Annotated in this window: 15 protein-coding genes and 1 pseudogene; 12 read left to right on the forward strand and 4 right to left on the reverse strand. The window is 61.9% G+C overall.

Annotation, left to right across the window (positions count from 1 at the left end):
* Positions 1-2: 2 nt before the first annotated feature.
* The 4 genes from exbD (at position 3) to BMW49_RS09000 (ending at position 2,935) form a co-directional block, all read left to right on the forward strand.
* Positions 3-425 (forward strand): TonB system transport protein ExbD, encoded by a 423-nt coding sequence (gene exbD, locus BMW49_RS08985; RefSeq protein WP_069518287.1) that lies wholly within the window; start codon positions 3-5, stop codon positions 423-425.
* Between the two features lie 17 nt (positions 426-442).
* The gene (locus BMW49_RS08990) at positions 443-1,246 is read left to right on the forward strand and encodes a TonB family protein (RefSeq protein WP_069518289.1); all 804 of its coding nucleotides are present in this window, start codon (positions 443-445) and stop codon (positions 1,244-1,246) included.
* 126 nt (positions 1,247-1,372) lie between these two features.
* Entirely contained in the window at positions 1,373-1,888 is a 516-nt protein-coding gene (locus BMW49_RS08995) for an RNA polymerase sigma factor (protein ID WP_083251715.1), read from the forward strand.
* A 57-nt stretch (positions 1,889-1,945) separates the two neighbouring features.
* A complete protein-coding gene (locus BMW49_RS09000; RefSeq protein ID WP_069518293.1) occupies positions 1,946-2,935 on the forward strand; it encodes a FecR family protein in 990 nt (329 codons plus the stop codon).
* A gap of 21 nt (positions 2,936-2,956) precedes the next feature.
* Here BMW49_RS09000 and BMW49_RS09005 read toward each other — a convergent pair whose 3' ends face one another.
* The gene (locus BMW49_RS09005; protein ID WP_069518294.1) at positions 2,957-3,418 is read right to left on the reverse strand and encodes an Lrp/AsnC family transcriptional regulator; all 462 of its coding nucleotides are present in this window, start codon (positions 3,416-3,418) and stop codon (positions 2,957-2,959) included.
* A 124-nt stretch (positions 3,419-3,542) separates the two neighbouring features.
* Here BMW49_RS09005 and metC point away from each other — a divergent pair, with 124 nt between their 5' ends.
* Both metC and BMW49_RS09015 read left to right on the forward strand, forming a co-directional pair.
* Positions 3,543-4,739 carry a cystathionine beta-lyase gene (gene metC / locus BMW49_RS09010; protein WP_069518296.1) on the forward strand — a complete coding sequence of 399 codons (1,197 nt, stop codon included), beginning with the start codon at positions 3,543-3,545 and terminating at the stop codon, positions 4,737-4,739.
* 15 nt (positions 4,740-4,754) lie between these two features.
* Positions 4,755-6,560, forward strand: a complete 1,806-nt coding sequence (locus BMW49_RS09015) for an aminopeptidase P family protein (protein ID WP_069518298.1) — start codon at positions 4,755-4,757, stop codon at positions 6,558-6,560.
* An 18-nt stretch (positions 6,561-6,578) separates the two neighbouring features.
* Here the strand turns inward: BMW49_RS09015 and BMW49_RS09020 are convergent, their stop codons facing one another.
* From BMW49_RS09020 to BMW49_RS09025, 3 genes and pseudogenes are all read right to left on the reverse strand, one after another.
* Positions 6,579-7,679 (reverse strand): methyl-accepting chemotaxis protein, encoded by a 1,101-nt coding sequence (locus BMW49_RS09020; protein ID WP_425272760.1) that lies wholly within the window; start codon positions 7,677-7,679, stop codon positions 6,579-6,581.
* 186 nt (positions 7,680-7,865) lie between these two features.
* Positions 7,866-8,144: pseudogene (locus BMW49_RS25575) on the reverse strand (PAS domain-containing protein); the annotation flags it as partial.
* 131 nt (positions 8,145-8,275) lie between these two features.
* Positions 8,276-9,169, reverse strand: a complete 894-nt coding sequence (locus BMW49_RS09025; protein ID WP_069518302.1) for a LysR family transcriptional regulator — start codon at positions 9,167-9,169, stop codon at positions 8,276-8,278.
* A gap of 247 nt (positions 9,170-9,416) precedes the next feature.
* On the opposite strand from BMW49_RS09025, the gene BMW49_RS09030 reads away from it, so the two are divergent.
* The 6 genes from BMW49_RS09030 (at position 9,417) to BMW49_RS09055 (ending at position 16,555) form a co-directional block, all read left to right on the forward strand.
* Positions 9,417-10,259 carry a sugar phosphate isomerase/epimerase family protein gene (locus BMW49_RS09030; protein ID WP_069518304.1) on the forward strand — a complete coding sequence of 281 codons (843 nt, stop codon included), beginning with the start codon at positions 9,417-9,419 and terminating at the stop codon, positions 10,257-10,259.
* A gap of 8 nt (positions 10,260-10,267) precedes the next feature.
* Positions 10,268-11,308, forward strand: coding sequence for an isopenicillin N synthase family dioxygenase (locus BMW49_RS09035; RefSeq protein ID WP_069518306.1), 1,041 nt, complete (start codon positions 10,268-10,270; stop codon positions 11,306-11,308).
* Between the two features lie 42 nt (positions 11,309-11,350).
* The gene (locus tag BMW49_RS09040) at positions 11,351-12,160 is read left to right on the forward strand and encodes an ABC transporter substrate-binding protein (RefSeq protein ID WP_069518308.1); all 810 of its coding nucleotides are present in this window, start codon (positions 11,351-11,353) and stop codon (positions 12,158-12,160) included.
* A gap of 89 nt (positions 12,161-12,249) precedes the next feature.
* A complete protein-coding gene (locus BMW49_RS09045) occupies positions 12,250-13,764 on the forward strand; it encodes an amino acid ABC transporter permease/ATP-binding protein (RefSeq protein ID WP_069518310.1) in 1,515 nt (504 codons plus the stop codon).
* 187 nt (positions 13,765-13,951) lie between these two features.
* Positions 13,952-14,911, forward strand: a complete 960-nt coding sequence (gene speB, locus BMW49_RS09050; RefSeq protein ID WP_069518312.1) for an agmatinase — start codon at positions 13,952-13,954, stop codon at positions 14,909-14,911.
* 39 nt (positions 14,912-14,950) lie between these two features.
* Entirely contained in the window at positions 14,951-16,555 is a 1,605-nt protein-coding gene (locus tag BMW49_RS09055) for a 5-guanidino-2-oxopentanoate decarboxylase (protein ID WP_069518313.1), read from the forward strand.
* Positions 16,556-16,714: the final 159 nt, after the last annotated feature.

The following is a 16,714-nucleotide window of genomic DNA, read 5'->3' on the forward strand; positions in this document are numbered from 1 at the left end:
CAATGGCATTCAACCTCAATCACCAGGAGGACGATGTCGCGGAGTTGCGCGATATAAACGTCACCCCCTTCATCGACGTCATGCTGGTTTTGCTGATCATCTTCATGGTCGCAGCGCCTTTGTCGACGGTAAACATGCCACTGGAGCTGCCCACCGCCGCCAGTTCCACCTCACCACCGCCGAAAGACCCGCTGATCGTCAGCCTCAAGAGCGACTTGTCCATGGCCTTGGGTGATCATCTGATCAGCCGCGCAGAACTTGCGCCGGCCCTTGAACAGCAAACCCAGGGCGACAAGGACTCACGTATCTTTATTCGCGCCGACAAAAGCGTTTCCTATCAAGACCTGATAACCCTGATGGACATGCTCAGAGATGCCGGATACTTGAAAGTGGCGCTGATCAGTCTCGACTCACCCGCCTCCTAGAACAGCAGGAGATGGTTATGGAACGAGACTGTTTCGGCAAACGAGCGCGCCTCTGGGCATGTAACCTTTCACTGTCTATTGCCCTGCATGGCGCCTTGTTGCTGTTGTTTTGCACGCAATGGCAGCCCCCGCCTGTCATCACCCCGGCGATGGCGCCACCGGCGGCCATGATGATCGAGCTGAGCGCCATTGCCAGTGCCCCACCGACACCCCAGGTCGAGGTTGAAGAAGGCCCCGTGCAGATCGAGTCGCCCCCAGCCGCGCAACCGGAGCCCGACCCGGTCGAAGAGCCTGAGCCGAAACCAAAGCCAAAGCCCAAGGTGGAAAAACCCAAGATCGCAGCCCCCCCCAAGGTGGTGGAAAAGGCGCCGGCTGAAATCGCTGATACGCAACAAGACAAACGCGCACCTGTTGCCCAACAGCAAACAGCTGCGAAAACCACCTCAGCACCGGCCAGCCTACCCGCACCCGCGAAGACCGAGACCAAAGCCGAACAGCTTGGCCGCTCCAGCAACCTACCGAACAGCCAGGCGCAAACCTGGGAGAACGAATTGCTCGCAAAGCTGGAAAAGCTCAAGCGCTACCCGGGTTACGCCCAACGCATGAAACAGGAGGACATCATCTACCTGAAGTTCGCCCTGGACCGCTCGGGCCAGTTGCTGGACTACCGCATTGAAGCCAGCCGGGGTTATCAATTGTTGGACGCAGAGGTCCGTTCCTTGATACAACGGGCTACCCCATTTCCTCCACCGCCTGCGGAAATCCTTGGCGAACGGATCGAACTGATGGTCCCCATCGAATTCGTTGTACGGCGTATTTAATATGTACGGCCATACAACAGACATAATAATTAAACACAACAACCACAGCCCAACGGCCCTTCTCCACTCGGTTACTGCCCTAAACATACGTTGTATAAAGGGGGAACGACCTTGAGCGCACTTAACATGACTGAAATCGTTAACACTTTCTTGGAGATGCGACCAAATCTAGAACGCATCATCAGTCATCGAATGCACTGTCGTCATACCGCTCAGGACCTGACTCAGGAGTTGTATTTTCGTGTGCTGAGAATTGCCAACGAATTACCCTCCCAGAGTGATGCCAGACGCTATCTGATCCGCATGGCGATCAACGCCGCCAACGATCACGTCCGGGTCGAAAATCGCAGGGTAGAACTGCTTATGGGCAATATCGGCTTGTTCGAAAACTACGGGAGCTGCCCGCAGGACAGTGCGCTTACTGACGAGCAAATCAAACTCGTCAGCAACGCCATGCTGGAGCTGCCGAAAAAATGTCGTGACGTGCTCTACCTGAGCCGAGTCGAAGGCCTGACCCATGCGGAAATTGCCGAACGCCTCGGCGTTTCACGCAGCATGGTCGAGAAATATGCAGTGCGCGCCATAATCCATTGCCGTCACTGCTTGCAATCCCAAGACGCGGCCACCGAGACCAAACAGTGACGAAGAGACGCCGCTGGCTCGTTATAGCCAGTAGTATCTCTTAGACAAGGAGCCCCCATGCTTTCCGAAGAAGCCCACCCGCTGGTCAGCAGCATCGACGAAGAAGCGATTGAGTGGGTGGTACGCCTGACCTCCGGCGAAGCCTCTGCCGATACAGTCGCGCAGTATCAAGCCTGGGCAGACAGAAGCCCGGAACATGCACAAGCGGCGGCTAACGCACGGGCGCTATGGATCGGCTTGGGTAAAAGCCTGCCTAGCCTCCCAGCAGAACCCCCTGCCCCGCCCACGCTGGCACCCGGTCTCGCCCAGCCTGACGCGCGCCGTAGCAAGCGACGCTCCCTGCAGCTTTCGCTCGCTGCCAGCGTATTAGTCGCCGTACTCATGGGCACGCTCTACGGCTATCAGCGACATGACCAGAACACCGAAGTCGGCCAACAGCGACTGATCACCCTCAGCGATGGCAGCCATGTCCAACTGGACACCGACACGGCTCTGGACATCAATTTCGCAGTGGCCAACCGGCATATAAGTCTGGCCCGCGGCGAGGCCTACTTTGACGTCCAGCACAACCCCCAACGACCGTTTATCGTGGATGCCGGCTTTGGTCAGATCAGGGTATTGGGAACCGCTTTCTCGGTTCGCCGAGACGCTGACAACATCTGGGTCACGGTTACCCGGGGCAAAGTGCAAGTCAGTAGCAACGCGGTGCACAAGCCACTCTACCTGACAGCCAACCAGCAATTGCACTTCAGCGAAACCGATCGCGACCCACACATCAATCACGTCGATACCGAGCAGGTTCTCGCCTGGCGCACGGGCCAGATTCAGTATGAAAACGGCTCCCTTGGCGAGGTTTTACAACAGTTGCAGCGTTACGATCGGCGCTACTGGATCATAGACAAAGAGCTGGCTGACAGCCTAAGGATCAGTACCAGCATCAACCTGAACAATATCGACGAATGGCTTAAAGGGCTGCAAACCACGCTGCCACTGAAGGTGACGCAGCTAGGCCCTATCGTTTGGCTCAGACGCAACCAAACGCTGTAAGCGTCCCGTGGCGAGCGCAGCTTATCGGCAGTAGTCCAGCGGCAACTGGGTCGTGCATTTAATCTGCTCCATGGCAAAACTCGAACTGATATCCGACAGCCCCGGGATCTCGATCAGACGCTTGTACACCGCGTCATAGGCTGCGATATCGGGCACCGTCAGCCGCAGCAGATAGTCGGTATCTCCCGCCATCCGATAGAACTCGACCACCTCGGCAATCGCCGCCACCTGCTGGTGGAACTGTTCCAGCCAAGCACTGTTGTGCTGGCTAGTGCGGATCGAAACAAAGACATTCACCCCCACGTTCAGCTGCTTCGGCTCCAGAAGCGCCACCCGTCCGCGAATAACCCCCGCCTCCTCCAGCTTCTGGATGCGCCGCCAACAGGCTGTGGTGCCCAGGGCTATCTGCTCGGCAATTTCGCTCACCGCCTGGGTGCAGTCGCGCTGCAGGATATCGAGAATCTGCCGATCGAACTTATCCATGGCCAAACCCACGTTTATTAGAAAAATATTCTAATAAAGCTACGTAAAGCAGGTTCATAAAGCAAAATTATCCGCTGCAATCAGTAATAGAATTTTTCTACACCCCCCCACTGAGCGGCTCGGCATGGCGTATCCAGACACGCAGATAATCTCCACCGGGAGAACCCCAGAGCGCTTTGCCGGCATGGTCAATACGCCGGTCTTTCGCGGCTCGACCATCCTCGCCAAAGACTTCGAAAGCTGGGAGACCTCGACCTCCAGCGATAACCCTTACTCGTTGTATTGCCGCTTCGGCACACCCACTACCCAGTCTCTGGAAACGGCCATGGCCGAACTCGAAGGCGGCTACGCCAGCCTGGTCTATCCCTCCGGGTTGTCAGCTTGTACCCATGCCCTGCTGGCCTTTGTCACCAGTGGCGGCCATGCGCTGCTCAGTGACAATATTTACGGCCCAACACGGCACTTTGCCGACCACGTACTGACGCGCCTGGGTGTGCAGGTGAGCTATTTCGACCCCAGCGACCTGCAGGACCTGGAAAAAAACCTGCGTGCGACGACCCAAGTCGTGTTCGTCGAGTCGCCCGGTTCACTCACCTTCGAGATAGGCGACATCTCGGCCATCGCCGCGCGCACGCACTCCATGGGCGCCTACCTGCTGCTCGACAACACCTGGGCCTCACCGCTGTACTTCAAACCCTTCGAGCATGCCGTGGATGTGTCCGTGCATTCAGCCACCAAATACATCGTTGGCCATTCCGATGCACTGCTCGGTGTCGCCACCGCCAATGCCCGCGCCTGGGACAAACTGCGCAGCACCACCCATGCCTGTGGTGAGACCGCCGGTGCCGACGATGTCTACCTGGCCCTACGCGGCCTGCGCAGCATGGCCGTAAGGCTTCGCCAGCACTGGCAGAACGGCCTGGCACTCGCCGAAGATCTCCAGCAACACGCCGCCATTGCCCAGGTCCACCACCCTGCGCTGCCCAGCCATCGCAGCTATGCGCTGTGGCAACGCGACTTCCTCGGCGCCAGCGGGCTGTTTTCGTTCGAGCTGAAACGCTCGGACCATGACTACCTGCAACGCTTCTTCGATGCCCTCCAGCATTTCGGCATCGGATTGTCCTGGGGCGGCTACGAAAGCCTGGTACTCCCCGTGGGGACGCCGTTGCGCAGTACGCGCCCCTGGTCGGGGCAGGGCTATCTGGTGCGCCTGCATGCAGGCCTGGAAGACCTCCGCGATCTACAGGCCGACCTGCATCGTGCGCTCGACCTTGCCGAGGCGACCCTTACGGTCAGCGTCGCCTCGAACCCCACGGCCTGAAGTGAAGCGAAAACCATGACCTCATCTCTGATCCAAAACATGCGCGCGCTTATGCGCCAACATGCCGTTGACGCCTACCTGGTGCTGTCGTCGGACCCTCACCTGTCGGAATACCTGCCAGACCACTGGCAAGCAAGACGCTGGCTCTCGAACTTCGACGGTTCGGCGGGCGACCTGCTGATCACCGCCGACTTTGCCGGTCTGTGGCTCGACAGCCGCTATTGGCTCGCCGCCGAAACAACCCTGGCGGGCGGACCAATCCAGCTTATGCGCCAGGGAGCTGAGGCGGATACCCTGCAGTGGCTGCAGCACAACCTACCCAGCGGCACCTGTGTTGCAGTTGATGGCCGCACCTTGTCGGTGGCTGCCGAGCGCAAATTGCGTCAAGGCCTGCAAGCATGCCAGATACGCCTCAACACTCGCTTAGACCTGCCAGGGCTGCTCTGGCAGGATCGCCCAGCCGCACCCAGTGCAACCATCTTCGAGCCGCCGGCGGCATTTATCGGCAGCAGTCGCCAGAGCAAGCTGCAACGCTTGCGCTGCTGCATGGCCGACCAGGGCGCCACCCATCACATGATCTCGAGCCTCGACGACATCGCCTGGCTGTTCAATCTGCGCGGCAGCGACCTGAGCTACAACCCGGTATTCCTGGCACACGCATTGATCAGCCAGCACAGCGCCCGGCTGTTTGTCGCCGAAGGACGTATCGAGGCGACCTTGCGCGCTCAACTGACCCTACAAGGCATACGTCTGGAGCCCTACGAACAGGCCAGCACTGCCCTGGGCGAACTGGCGCCGGAAGAAACCCTGCTGCTCGATCCCAGGCGCGTCGCCCACGGGCTCATTACAGACCTGGATCCCTGCATCAAGGTGCTGGAAGCAACCAGCCCTTGCCTGCTACTGAAATCCTGCAAGGAGGCGTTCGAGGTGTTGCGCATCCGTGAAACCATGGAGCAGGACGGTGCCGCGCTATGCGAATTCTTCGCCTGGCTGGAACAGCACCTGGTTAGCCACAGGTTGACCGAGCTGGACATCGACACCCATCTGGTCGAGGCCCGCAGCCGTCGCCCTGGCTTCGTATCGCCGAGCTTCGCCACCATCGCGGCCTTCAATGCCAACGGCGCAATGCCACACTACCGGGCGACGGCCGAACAACATGCCTGCCTGGAGGGCGATGGACTGTTGCTGCTCGACTCCGGTGGCCATTATTTCGGCGGCACCACCGATATCACCCGCATGGTGCCGATAGGCACACCAAGCGCAGCGCAACGGCGCGATTGCAGCCTGGTTCTCAAAGGTATGATTGCCCTGTCCCGGGCCAGCTTTCCCAAAGCCATAGGCGCCCCGCTGCTCGATGCCATCGCCCGCGCGCCTCTCTGGGCCGAGGGCCTGGATTACGGCCACGGCACGGGGCATGGGGTGGGCTACTTTCTCAACGTACACGAAGGCCCTCAGCGGATTGCCTATCACGCGCCGGTGACGGGCGACGACGCCATGCTCGCGGGCATGGTCACCTCGATCGAACCGGGTCTGTATCGACGCGGGCAATGGGGCGTACGCTTTGAGAACCTGGTCCTCAACGTCCCCACCGATGGGAGTGAAGATTCAGCGTTCCTACGTTTCGAGACACTGACTCTATGCCCGATCGATACCCGCTGCCTGGACCTCTCTTTGCTCAACCAAGAGGAGCGGGACTGGCTTGATGACTACCATCGCCTGGTCCGCAAGCGCCTTTCGCCTTTACTGGAAGGGCGCGCATTGAACTGGCTGCAGGCACGCACTCAGGTAGTCGGCGCCGCTACCGACCATCGAGCGGCCTAAAAGCCGCTTCAGCTGCTGTCAGCGGTTGAACCGCTCGGCCAGGCTATGCAGATAGTCCGCCATTTCTTCAAGTTCACGGCCAACCGTTGCGCCCTGGTGAGCCTGCCCGGCGCTGCTGTCGGAGAGCTGCGCGATCCGCGTGATCTGTCGACTGATGTCTTCAGCGACGTGACTCTGTTCCTCTGCAGCTGAAGCCATTTGCTGACTCATGCCGGTGATGCGGCTGACCGACTCACTGATGCCGTCCAGCGCGGTGCGTACCGACTCAACGCTCTGCACGCTCTGCCGCGAGATTTCATCACCGCGCTGGGCCGTAACCACCGCGCGCTCGGCACCCGCGCGCAGCGAAGCGATGATCTGGTGGATCTGCTCGGTCGACTCACGGGTGCGCGAGGCCAGTGAACGCACCTCATCAGCCACTACGGCAAAGCCACGGCCCTGCTCGCCTGCGCGGGCAGCTTCGATGGCCGCGTTGAGCGCGAGCAGGTTGGTCTGTTCGGCAATCGAGGTAATCACATCGGCCACGCTGCCAATCGATTGGGTCGAGTTGGCCAGGTCATTGACCGCCTGGCCGATGTCGGACACCGCGGTGGCCATGTGCTTCATGGCATCAAGGCTACCGACAGCCAACTCACGTCCCTGCCGGGACAGGTTGTCGGCGTCCTGGGCGGCAAGGGAGGTGTTCTGTACGTTGTGCGCGACCTCCTGAATGGTCGCCGCCATTTCGTTGATCGCGGTGGCCGACTGATCAGTTTCAGCGCGCTGCTCATCAAGCAGTTCAGCAGTGGCGTTGGACAGGTGCGCCGACTGCGCGGCGTGCTTGCGCACATTGGTGGCAGCATCTTCCATGCGCGTCAGAGCGGTTTGCAGGCGTGCTTCCTCGCTGACCATCGCCATATCAAGCAAGCCTCGCGCGCCCGGGTTGTCACTGTAGGTCAGGGCGACCAGCGGGCTGGTATACGCCTTGGGGTGTGCCGCCAGAATCGTGTAGACCCACTGCCGTGCACTGCGTTGCTGATAAACCCCCATGACGACCAGCAGCACAGCAATCGCAGCCATTAGCCAGGGCCCATCAAGCAATGCATGCACCGCCAGAATCAATGCCCCGAACAGCAACATTGGCCAGGCAATAAGCAGTTGCTGAGACAGCGCACCTAAACGCGACACAGCTGGCTTGCCGGCTCGCAGCCGGGCATAAAGCGCCTCAGCGCGACGCTTCTGCGCGTCGCTGGGCCGCGAGCGCACCGACTCGTAGCCGACCATGCGCCCACCCTCATAAATCGGCGTGACATAGGCGCTGACCCAATAGAAGTCGCCATTCTTTGAGCGGTTCTTGACCAGGCCCATCCAGGGTTTGCCCTGTTTGATGGTGTCCCACATATGGCCAAAGACCGGCTCCGGCATATCGGGGTGACGCACCAGGTTATGCGGCTGGCCAATCAACTCCTCGCGAGTAAAACCACTGATGGCGACAAACGCATCATTGCAATAGGTGATATTGCTGTTCATGTCCGTGGTGGAGATCAGACGCTCATGCTCATTGAAGGTCCACTCGCGCTGGGTAACTGGTAGATTTTGACGCATGGTGATTCCCTGGAAATTTTGTCCTACAACGAGTGTAGAGCACACCTGACATGCGCAATGATTCGGCCATATAAATTATTTCTGAATAGAATCTTGGGCGAATAAAGCGAGAAACCTGGCTTTGCGCCCATTCAAGCGCCGCTGAGTTGGGCCTTGAGCAGGTCGCGGAAAGTCTGCAGCAACGGCTCGCGCGAACGGCCGCGGCGCAGAATTTGCGAGAACGGTGCCTGGTAGCCAAAAGTCGCCGGCAGCAGCACGCGCAGGCGGCCTTGATCGACCCACGGCTGGGCATAGTGTTCGGGCAGGTAGCCGACATAAGCGCCGGAGAGCACCAGAATCAGCTGCGCCTCCATCGACTCCACGGTAGCCGCGCTGTGCTTGAAGCCATGGCGTGCCAGCTCTGCCTGGCTCCAGTAGCCACGCCCGACCATGCGCTGCTGGGTGATCACTTCCGCCGGGATGCGCCGCTCGCTGAACAACGCGTGCCGCTCACTGCAATACAGCCAGTGCTGCTCGCGGTACAGCGGCTGGTAAACCAGGCCGTTCATGCGCGTGGAGAAGGCGCCGATGGCCAGATCGAGGCGGTTGTCGAGCACACCCAACTGCAACTCATAGGGGCTCATCACCGACAGGTGCAGGTGCACCGCTGGATGTTCCTGGCTGTACGCGCCAATCACCTCAGCCAGGGGCAGCGCCGGATCACCGACGGTGGAGTCAAGCACACCCAGGTTGAGGGTGCCGCGCAGCTCGCCCTTGAGCGCCGCCGAATAACGCTCGAAGCCTTCGAGCTCACCCAACAGACGCAGGGTTTCCTGGTAGAACAGGTCACCCTTGCTGGTCAGGCTGAAGCCGCCGCGCCCACGGTGGCACAGGCTCAGACCCAGTTGCGTTTCAAGCTGGCTCATGTAGGTGCTGATGGCCGAGGTGGACAGGTTGAGGTCCTGCTGCGCTGCGGCAAAACCCTGGTGGCGCACCACCGAGACAAAGATGCGCAGCAATTTCAGATCAGGCAGGGACAGGCTCATCAAGGCTCCGGTCAGGCGATGGGCGTGGACACCGGCGAAGTCTAGCGACCCGCAAGATGCGATGCACCCGCTAAATGTTCAGAAAAACCTGAACTAAGTATTTGGCCTACACCGATTGATCCGTAGCGCCGCAGCAGCGAACAATCGACTCCAGAACAACGAGACACCGGCCTTGCCGGCTGTCACCGAACGGCACGTACCGTTCCCTTGCCAAACTGCCGCAGACCACTCCTCAACGGAAACGGCCATGCGACTGGAACTCTTTCGTACCCTCTGGGGCTATCGCGGCACCTGGCAACAGGCTATCGACGAGCTGCTCAGCGCCGGCTTCGACGGCCTCGAAGCCCGCGTCCCGGAAACCGCAGCGCAACGCACCAGCAACGCCCGCCTGCTGCGCGACCAGCGTGTGCCCTATATCGCCACCCTCTTCACCTCCACCCCGGTGTTGCCACGCCAGAGCGACGGCGTCGAGGAGCACCTGCAGGATTTGGCCCACAAGCTCGACTGGGCGGCAGAGCTATCGCCGAACAAGGTCAATATTCTCGCCGGCAACGACCGCTGGCCGATGGCCGAGCAGGTCGAGTTCTTCGGCCGTGCTATCGAACTGGGCAAGGCCAGCGGCCTGCACTGCTGCTTCGAGATCCACCGCGGCCGCTCGCTGTACAGCCCCTGGGTAACCCTGGAGTTGATCCGCCACCTGCCCGAGCTGCGCTTTACCAGTGATATCAGCCACTGGCTGGTGACCTGCGAACGCCTGCTCGATGACCCGGCGGACGACCTCAGCGCCTTTGTCGAACGGGTCGAGCATATCCAGGCGCGGGTCGGTTATGACCAGGGCCCGCAAGTGCCGCACCCCGGCGCGCCGGAATACGCCGACAGCCTGGCCTTCCATCAGCGCCACTGGGAAAGCATCTGGCACAGCCAGGAGCGCCGGGGCCATAGCAGCACCAGCATGACCCCCGAGTTTGGCCCCGACGGCTACCTGCACCACCTGCCCTTCACCGATATGCCGGTGGCCGATCTGTGGCAGTTGAACCAGTGGATGGCCACGTGCGAACGCCAGCATTTCCATCGCTTCACCAGCCGTTGAGAACGCCGATGAACAGCACCACCAAACACTTCACCGAAATCCCCGTGGTCGACATCGCTGGATTGTTCAGCGCCGACCAGGCTGCGCGCCAGGCCGTGGCCGACGAACTGGGCCGTGCCGCCCGTGACGTCGGCTTTCTGTATATCAGCGGCCATGGCATCGAACAGGCGCTGATCGACGGCTTGCACCAGGCCGCCGAGGCCTACTTTGCCCAACCCCTGGACGCCAAGATGCGCCACTACATTGGTGCGTCCGAGAGCCACAAGGGCTTCGTTCCCGAAGGCGAGGAGCGCTACAGCGCCGGCAAACCGGACCACAAGGAAGCCTTCGACATCGGCTTCGAGGTGCCTGCCGACAACCCGCTGGTGCGGGCCGGCACGCCGCTGCTGGGGCCGAATCACTGGCCCACGCTGCCCAGTTTCAAGGAAGCCATACAGGCCTACTACGCACGCATATTCCAGCTCGGTCGCACGCTGTTTCGCGGCTTCGCCCTGGCCCTCGGCGTGCCGGAAAACACCTTCGACGAGATGGCCAACTTCCCGCCCTCCAAGCTGCGCCTGATCCACTATCCGTTCGATGGTGACGCCCAGGATGCCCCCGGCATTGGCGCCCACACCGACTACGAGTGCTTCACCATCCTGCTCGCCGACCGCCCGGGCCTGGAGGTGATGAACGACCTCGGCCAGTGGATCGACGCGCCACCTCGTGACGGCAGCTTCGTCGTCAACATCGGCGACATGCTCGAAGTGATGAGCGCCGGCACGTTCGTTGCCACCTCGCACCGCGTGCGCAAGGTCAGCCAGGAGCGCTACTCCTTCCCGTTCTTCTATGCCTGCGACTACCACACACAGATCCGCCCGCTGGCGCAGTTCGAGGCCGCCGGCCAGTCGTACGAAACCATCAGCATCGGTGAGCACATGTGGAGCCAGGCCCTGCAGACCTACCAGTACCTGAAAAAGCGCGTCGAGGACGGCCAGTTGCAACTGCCCGAACGCGCGCGCCGGCCCTCGAGTTTTGGCCACCTGAAACACCAGCCCAACTCACTTTGACCTTCGACTGCCAACACAAAAACTGACCCGGAGATAACCACAATGGCAATTCGCACCCCGCTGCGCCGCACCGCCCTGGCCATCGCCTGCACCCTGGCTGGCTTGTTCCCGTTCGCCGCCCAGGCCGCTGAAACAGCCAAGACCCTCGCCGAGGGAGAGCTGAAAGTCGGCATGGAGATTACCTACCCGCCGTTCGAGTATTACGAGGGCGACCAGGTAAAAGGTTTCGACCCCGAGGTATCCGCCGCCCTGGCCAAACGCCTGGGCCTGACCGCGAGCTTTAGCGATATCACCTTTCCCAACCTGATCCTCGGCCTGGATGCCAACCGCTTCGACACCATCATCTCCGGCATGTACATCCTGCCCGAACGCCTGGAGAAGGCCGACGCCATTCCCTACGCGAAAACCGGCGCAGCGATCATGGTGCGCAGTGACGCCGCGAAGAAACCCACCACCCCTGAAGAACTGTGCGGCCTGACGGTTGGCCTGCAGCAAGGCACCTCGTGGATTCCGGCACTGGAGAAAGTCTCTGCCGGCTACTGCGCAGAAAACGGCGCGGGCGCGATCACCATCAACCAGTACCCGACCACCGCTGAAACCTCCCAGGCCCTGCTCTCCGGCCATATCCAGGCGCACCTGGAAATCGACGCCGCCTCGCTGCTGATCGTCGAAAAAGCCCGGGGCCGTATCGCCATCAGCACCAAGAGTTCGATCTACCCGCAGGTGCTGGGCATCTACGTGAAAAAGGGCAACGCCCAGTTGCTCGATGCCCTGAAAGCCGCGCTGGACGACTTCAAGGCCAGCGGCGAATACGCCGAACTGCTGAAGAAATACAACCTGGAAGAAGCCTGAGAAAACAGCTGCAAGCTACAAGCCTCAAGCAACAGCCGTTCAATGTTCGGCTTGTCGCTTGAAGCTTGCGGCTGCCCTTGAGGTCACCTATGCAATTTGAATGGAGCTACTTCTTCTCGCTGTTTTCGCTGCCGGCCTTCTGGTCGGCCAGCTGGACAGTGATCAAGCTCAGCACCCTGGCCTGGCTGATCGGCCTGGTGCTCGGCTTTGCCCTGGCCAGCGCCAAGCAGGCCGCGAGCCGCTGGGTGAGCACGCCTGCCTCGCTGTACATCTGGTTCTTTCGCAGCGTGCCGCTGCTGGTGCTGCTGATTTTCGTCTACAACCTGCCGCAACTGCTGCCCGCCAGCGGCGCGCTGCTGTCCAACCCATTTTACGCTGGCCTGCTGGCCCTGGTACTGACGGAGGCGGCCTATATGGCGGAGATTCATCGCGGTGGTCTGCTCTCGGTGGCCAAGGGGCAACGCGAAGCCGCGCGCGCCCTGGGCATCAGCGCGCTGGGCAGGCAACGCCTGATCGTGGTGCCGCAGGCGTTTCGCATCGCCCTGCCGACCCTGACCAATGAGTACGTGACCATCGTCAAGCTGACCTCGCTGGTCTCGGTGATTTCGCTCAGCGAGCTGCTGCTGGTCGGTCAGCGCCTGTATGCGCAAAACTTTCTGGTCCTGGAAACCCTCGGCGCCGTGGCGGTGTACTACGTGCTGATCGTCAGCCTGTTCGGCTGGGGCCTGCAGTACCTCGAACGCTACCTCGACCTTAGCCGGCGCACGCCCAATGCCCTGGACGATGGCCTGCTCAGCGAACTGCGCAGCCAGTTACCCCACAGTGAGACCGCCCCCAACTACACCAGCCGCCCCGGTACGCCGGACGCCCTGCGCCTGAGCCGCATCCACAAAAGCTATGGCAGCCATCAGGTGCTCAAGGGCGTCGACCTGGCCGTGCGCCCCGGCGAGGTGATTTCCATCATTGGCCCGTCCGGCTCCGGCAAGACCTCGCTGATCCGCACCGTCAATGGCCTGGAGCGGATCGACCAGGGCGAGATCGTGCTGTTTGGCGAAAGCTTTATCCAAACCGGCGACCACCCCGACAACCGCCGTCAGCGCGAGGGCGTACGCCGCATTGGCATGGTGTTCCAGAGTTTCAACCTGTTCCCGCACCGCACCATTGTCGATAACGTGCAGCTCGCCCCGCGCTACCACCGCCTGGACAGCGCCACCGCGTTGCGCAACCAGGCCCTGGCCCTGCTCGACAAGGTCGGCCTGCTGGCCCATGCCGACAAGTACCCGCACCAGCTCTCCGGCGGCCAGCAGCAACGCGTGGCGATTGCCCGCGCCCTGGCGATGAAACCGGACATCATGCTGTTCGACGAACCCACCTCAGCCCTTGATCCCGAGCTGGTCGGCGACGTGCTGGCGGTGATCCGCGACCTGGCCCGCGAGGGCATGACCATGCTGATCGTCACCCACGAGATGGACTTCGCCCTGTCCATCTCCGACCGTGTGCTGTTTATGGAAGACGGCCAGATTCAGCTCGATGCCTCGCCCCAGGCGATCCGCGACGGCGCCCACGAACGCGTGCGCCGCTTTATCGGCCTGGAGAACCCATGAACGACATCACCACCGACTACGGCAATGACCAACCGTAGGGTGCGCCGCGCGCACCACGCCCCCCAGCGCCAGGGGTTTCAACATAACTTCAAACAATCCTGAACTAAGTTTTTGTCCCTGCCGATTTTTCCCATTCACCCTGTGGCCAAGAATCCGGCCACAACCACAACGAGCCTGAGGCCCCGCCATGGACAAGATTCTCCACCAGCCCCTGGGCGGCAACGAAATGCCCCGCTTTGGCGGCATCGCCACCATGATGCGCCTGCCGCACATCCAGAAAACCGAAGAGAAACGCGAGCTGGACGTCGGCTTCGTCGGCGTGCCGCTGGACATCGGCACCTCGCTGCGCTCCGGTACCCGCTTCGGCCCCCGCGAGATCCGCGCCCAATCGGTGATGATCCGCCCCTACAACATGGCCACCGGCGCTGCGCCCTTTGATTCCCTGAACATTGCCGATATCGGCGATGTACCGATCAACACCTTCAATATGGCCGAGGCCATCCGCATCATCGAGGAGGCCTACGACGAGATCCTCGACCTCGGCATCCTGCCGCTGACCCTGGGCGGCGACCACACCATCACCCTGCCGATTCTGCGCGCGATCAAGAAGAAGCACGGCAAGGTCGGCTTGGTGCATATCGATGCCCACGCGGATGTGAATGACCATATGTTCGGCGAGAAAATCGCCCACGGCACCACCTTCCGCCGCGCGGTCGAAGAAGACCTGCTTGATTGTGACCGCGTGGTGCAGATCGGCCTGCGCGCCCAGGGCTACACCGCCGAAGACTTCAACTGGAGCCGCAAACAGGGCTTCCGCGTGGTCCAGGCCGAAGAATGCTGGCACAAGTCCCTGACCCCGCTGATGGAAGAAGTGCGCGCCAAGGTCGGTGGCGGACCGGTGTACCTGTCGTTTGACATCGACGGCATCGACCCAGCCTGGGCACCCGGCACCGGCACCCCGGAAATCGGTGGCCTGACCACCATCCAGGCCATGGAAATCATCCGCGGCTGCCAGGGCCTGGAGCTGATCGGCGGCGACCTGGTGGAAGTCTCCCCACCCTACGACACCACCGGCAACACCTCGCTGCTCGGCGCCAACCTGCTCTACGAAATGCTCTGCGTACTGCCCGGCGTGCAGCGCCGCTGAATGCCACCCATAACCTCTAGAAATACCAGGACGCCGGCCATGACCACCTGCGGTGAATTTCTCGTCAAACAGCTCCAGGCCTGGGGCGTCGACACCGTATTCGGCATCCCCGGCGTGCACAGCGTCGAGCTGTACCGCGGCCTGCCAGGCAGCGGCATCCGCCATATCACCCCGCGCCACGAGCAGGGTGCCGGCTTTATGGCCGACGGCTATGCCCGCGTCAGTGGAAAACCTGGGGTGTGCTTTATCATCACCGGGCCAGGCATGACCAATATCCTTACCGCCATGGGCCAGGCCTACGCGGACTCGATCCCGATGCTGGTGATCTCCAGCGTCAACGAGCGCAACCGCCTGGGCCTGGGCAAGGGCTACCTGCACGAGTTGCCGAACCAGCGCGCGATGAGCGCAGGCGTCACCGCCTTCAGCCATACCCTGATGAGCGTCGAGGAACTGCCCGGCGTGCTGGCCCGCGCCTTTACCGTGTTCGAGGGCGAGCGGCCGCGACCGGTGCATATCGAACTGCCGCTGGACATCATCAGCGCCGACGCCACGCACATGGCGCTGGCGCCACGGCCGCTGATCAAACGCCCGGCGCCCAACCGCAGCCTGATCCGCGACGCCGCCGCGCGCCTGAAAAACGCTCGCCGCCCGCTGTTATTGCTGGGTGGCGGCTGCGTCACCGCCCAAGCCGAAGCCCGCGCCCTGGCCGCTGCGCTGGATGCGCCCACCGCGCTGACCATCAACGCCAAAGGCTTGCTGCCGCCAGGCCATCCGCTGTTGCTGGGCAGCAACCAGTCGTTGCCACCGGTGCGGCAACTGGCCCTGGACGCCGACGTGGTGCTGGCCATCGGCACCGAGCTGGGCGAGACCGATTACGACGTGGTGTTCGACGGCCAGTTCAGGCTCGGCGGCGAGCTGATCCGCATCGACATCGACGCGCACCAGCTGCAGCGCAACTTCACCCCGGCCCTGGCCATCCAGGGCGATGCACGCCTGGCCATGCGCATGCTGATGGCCGAACTCAACCCTGCCGAGGCCAGCTCCAACAGCCCCGGCGCCCAGCGCACCGCCGCCGTGCAGGCGCAACTGGCCGACGACTTCGCTGGCTGGGCGCACTACCGTCAGCTGTTCGATACGCTGCTGGAGGTGCTGCCCGATGCGCGTTTTGTCGGCGACTCGACCCAGACCGTCTACAGCGGCAACCACCTGGTCGAGCTGGACGGCGCGCGGCGCTGGTTCAACGCCTCCACCGGCTACGGCACTCTGGGCTACGGCCTGCCGGCGGCCATCGGCGCCAAGCTGGCCGAGCCGCAGCGCCCGGTGATCAGCCTGATGGGCGACGGCGGCCTGCAGTTCACCCTGCCTGAGCTGGCCAGCGCGGTGGAAGCCCAGGTCGGCATCATCGTGCTGCTGTGGAACAACGCCGGTTACGGCGAGATCAAGCGCTATATGCAGCGCCGTGATATCGAGCCGCTGGGCGTCGACATCTATACCCCAGACCTGCTGGCCATCGCCCGGGGCTACGGCTGCGCCGCCGAGCGAGCACGTGATCACCAGCACCTGCGCGAGCTGCTGCGCAGTGCGCCGACAGACCGCCCGTTGATTATTGAAGTGCTGGAGGCCCCGCCCTTTCACCCGCAATAGCACGGCGTCGCTCCCGGGTGTCGCTGCGCTCGACCCAGGCTACGAACCTGAAAAACCGGTATCGGTCGCGGCTAAAGCGGAGTGCCGCCCAGCCCCTCCTACAAAAGGCCCACCTCGCTTGCTGTGGGAGGGGCTTTAGCCGCGACACCCACACAACAA

It is taken from the genome of Pseudomonas cuatrocienegasensis, from assembly GCF_900110925.1.
Lineage (GTDB): Bacteria > Pseudomonadota > Gammaproteobacteria > Pseudomonadales > Pseudomonadaceae > Aquipseudomonas > Aquipseudomonas cuatrocienegasensis.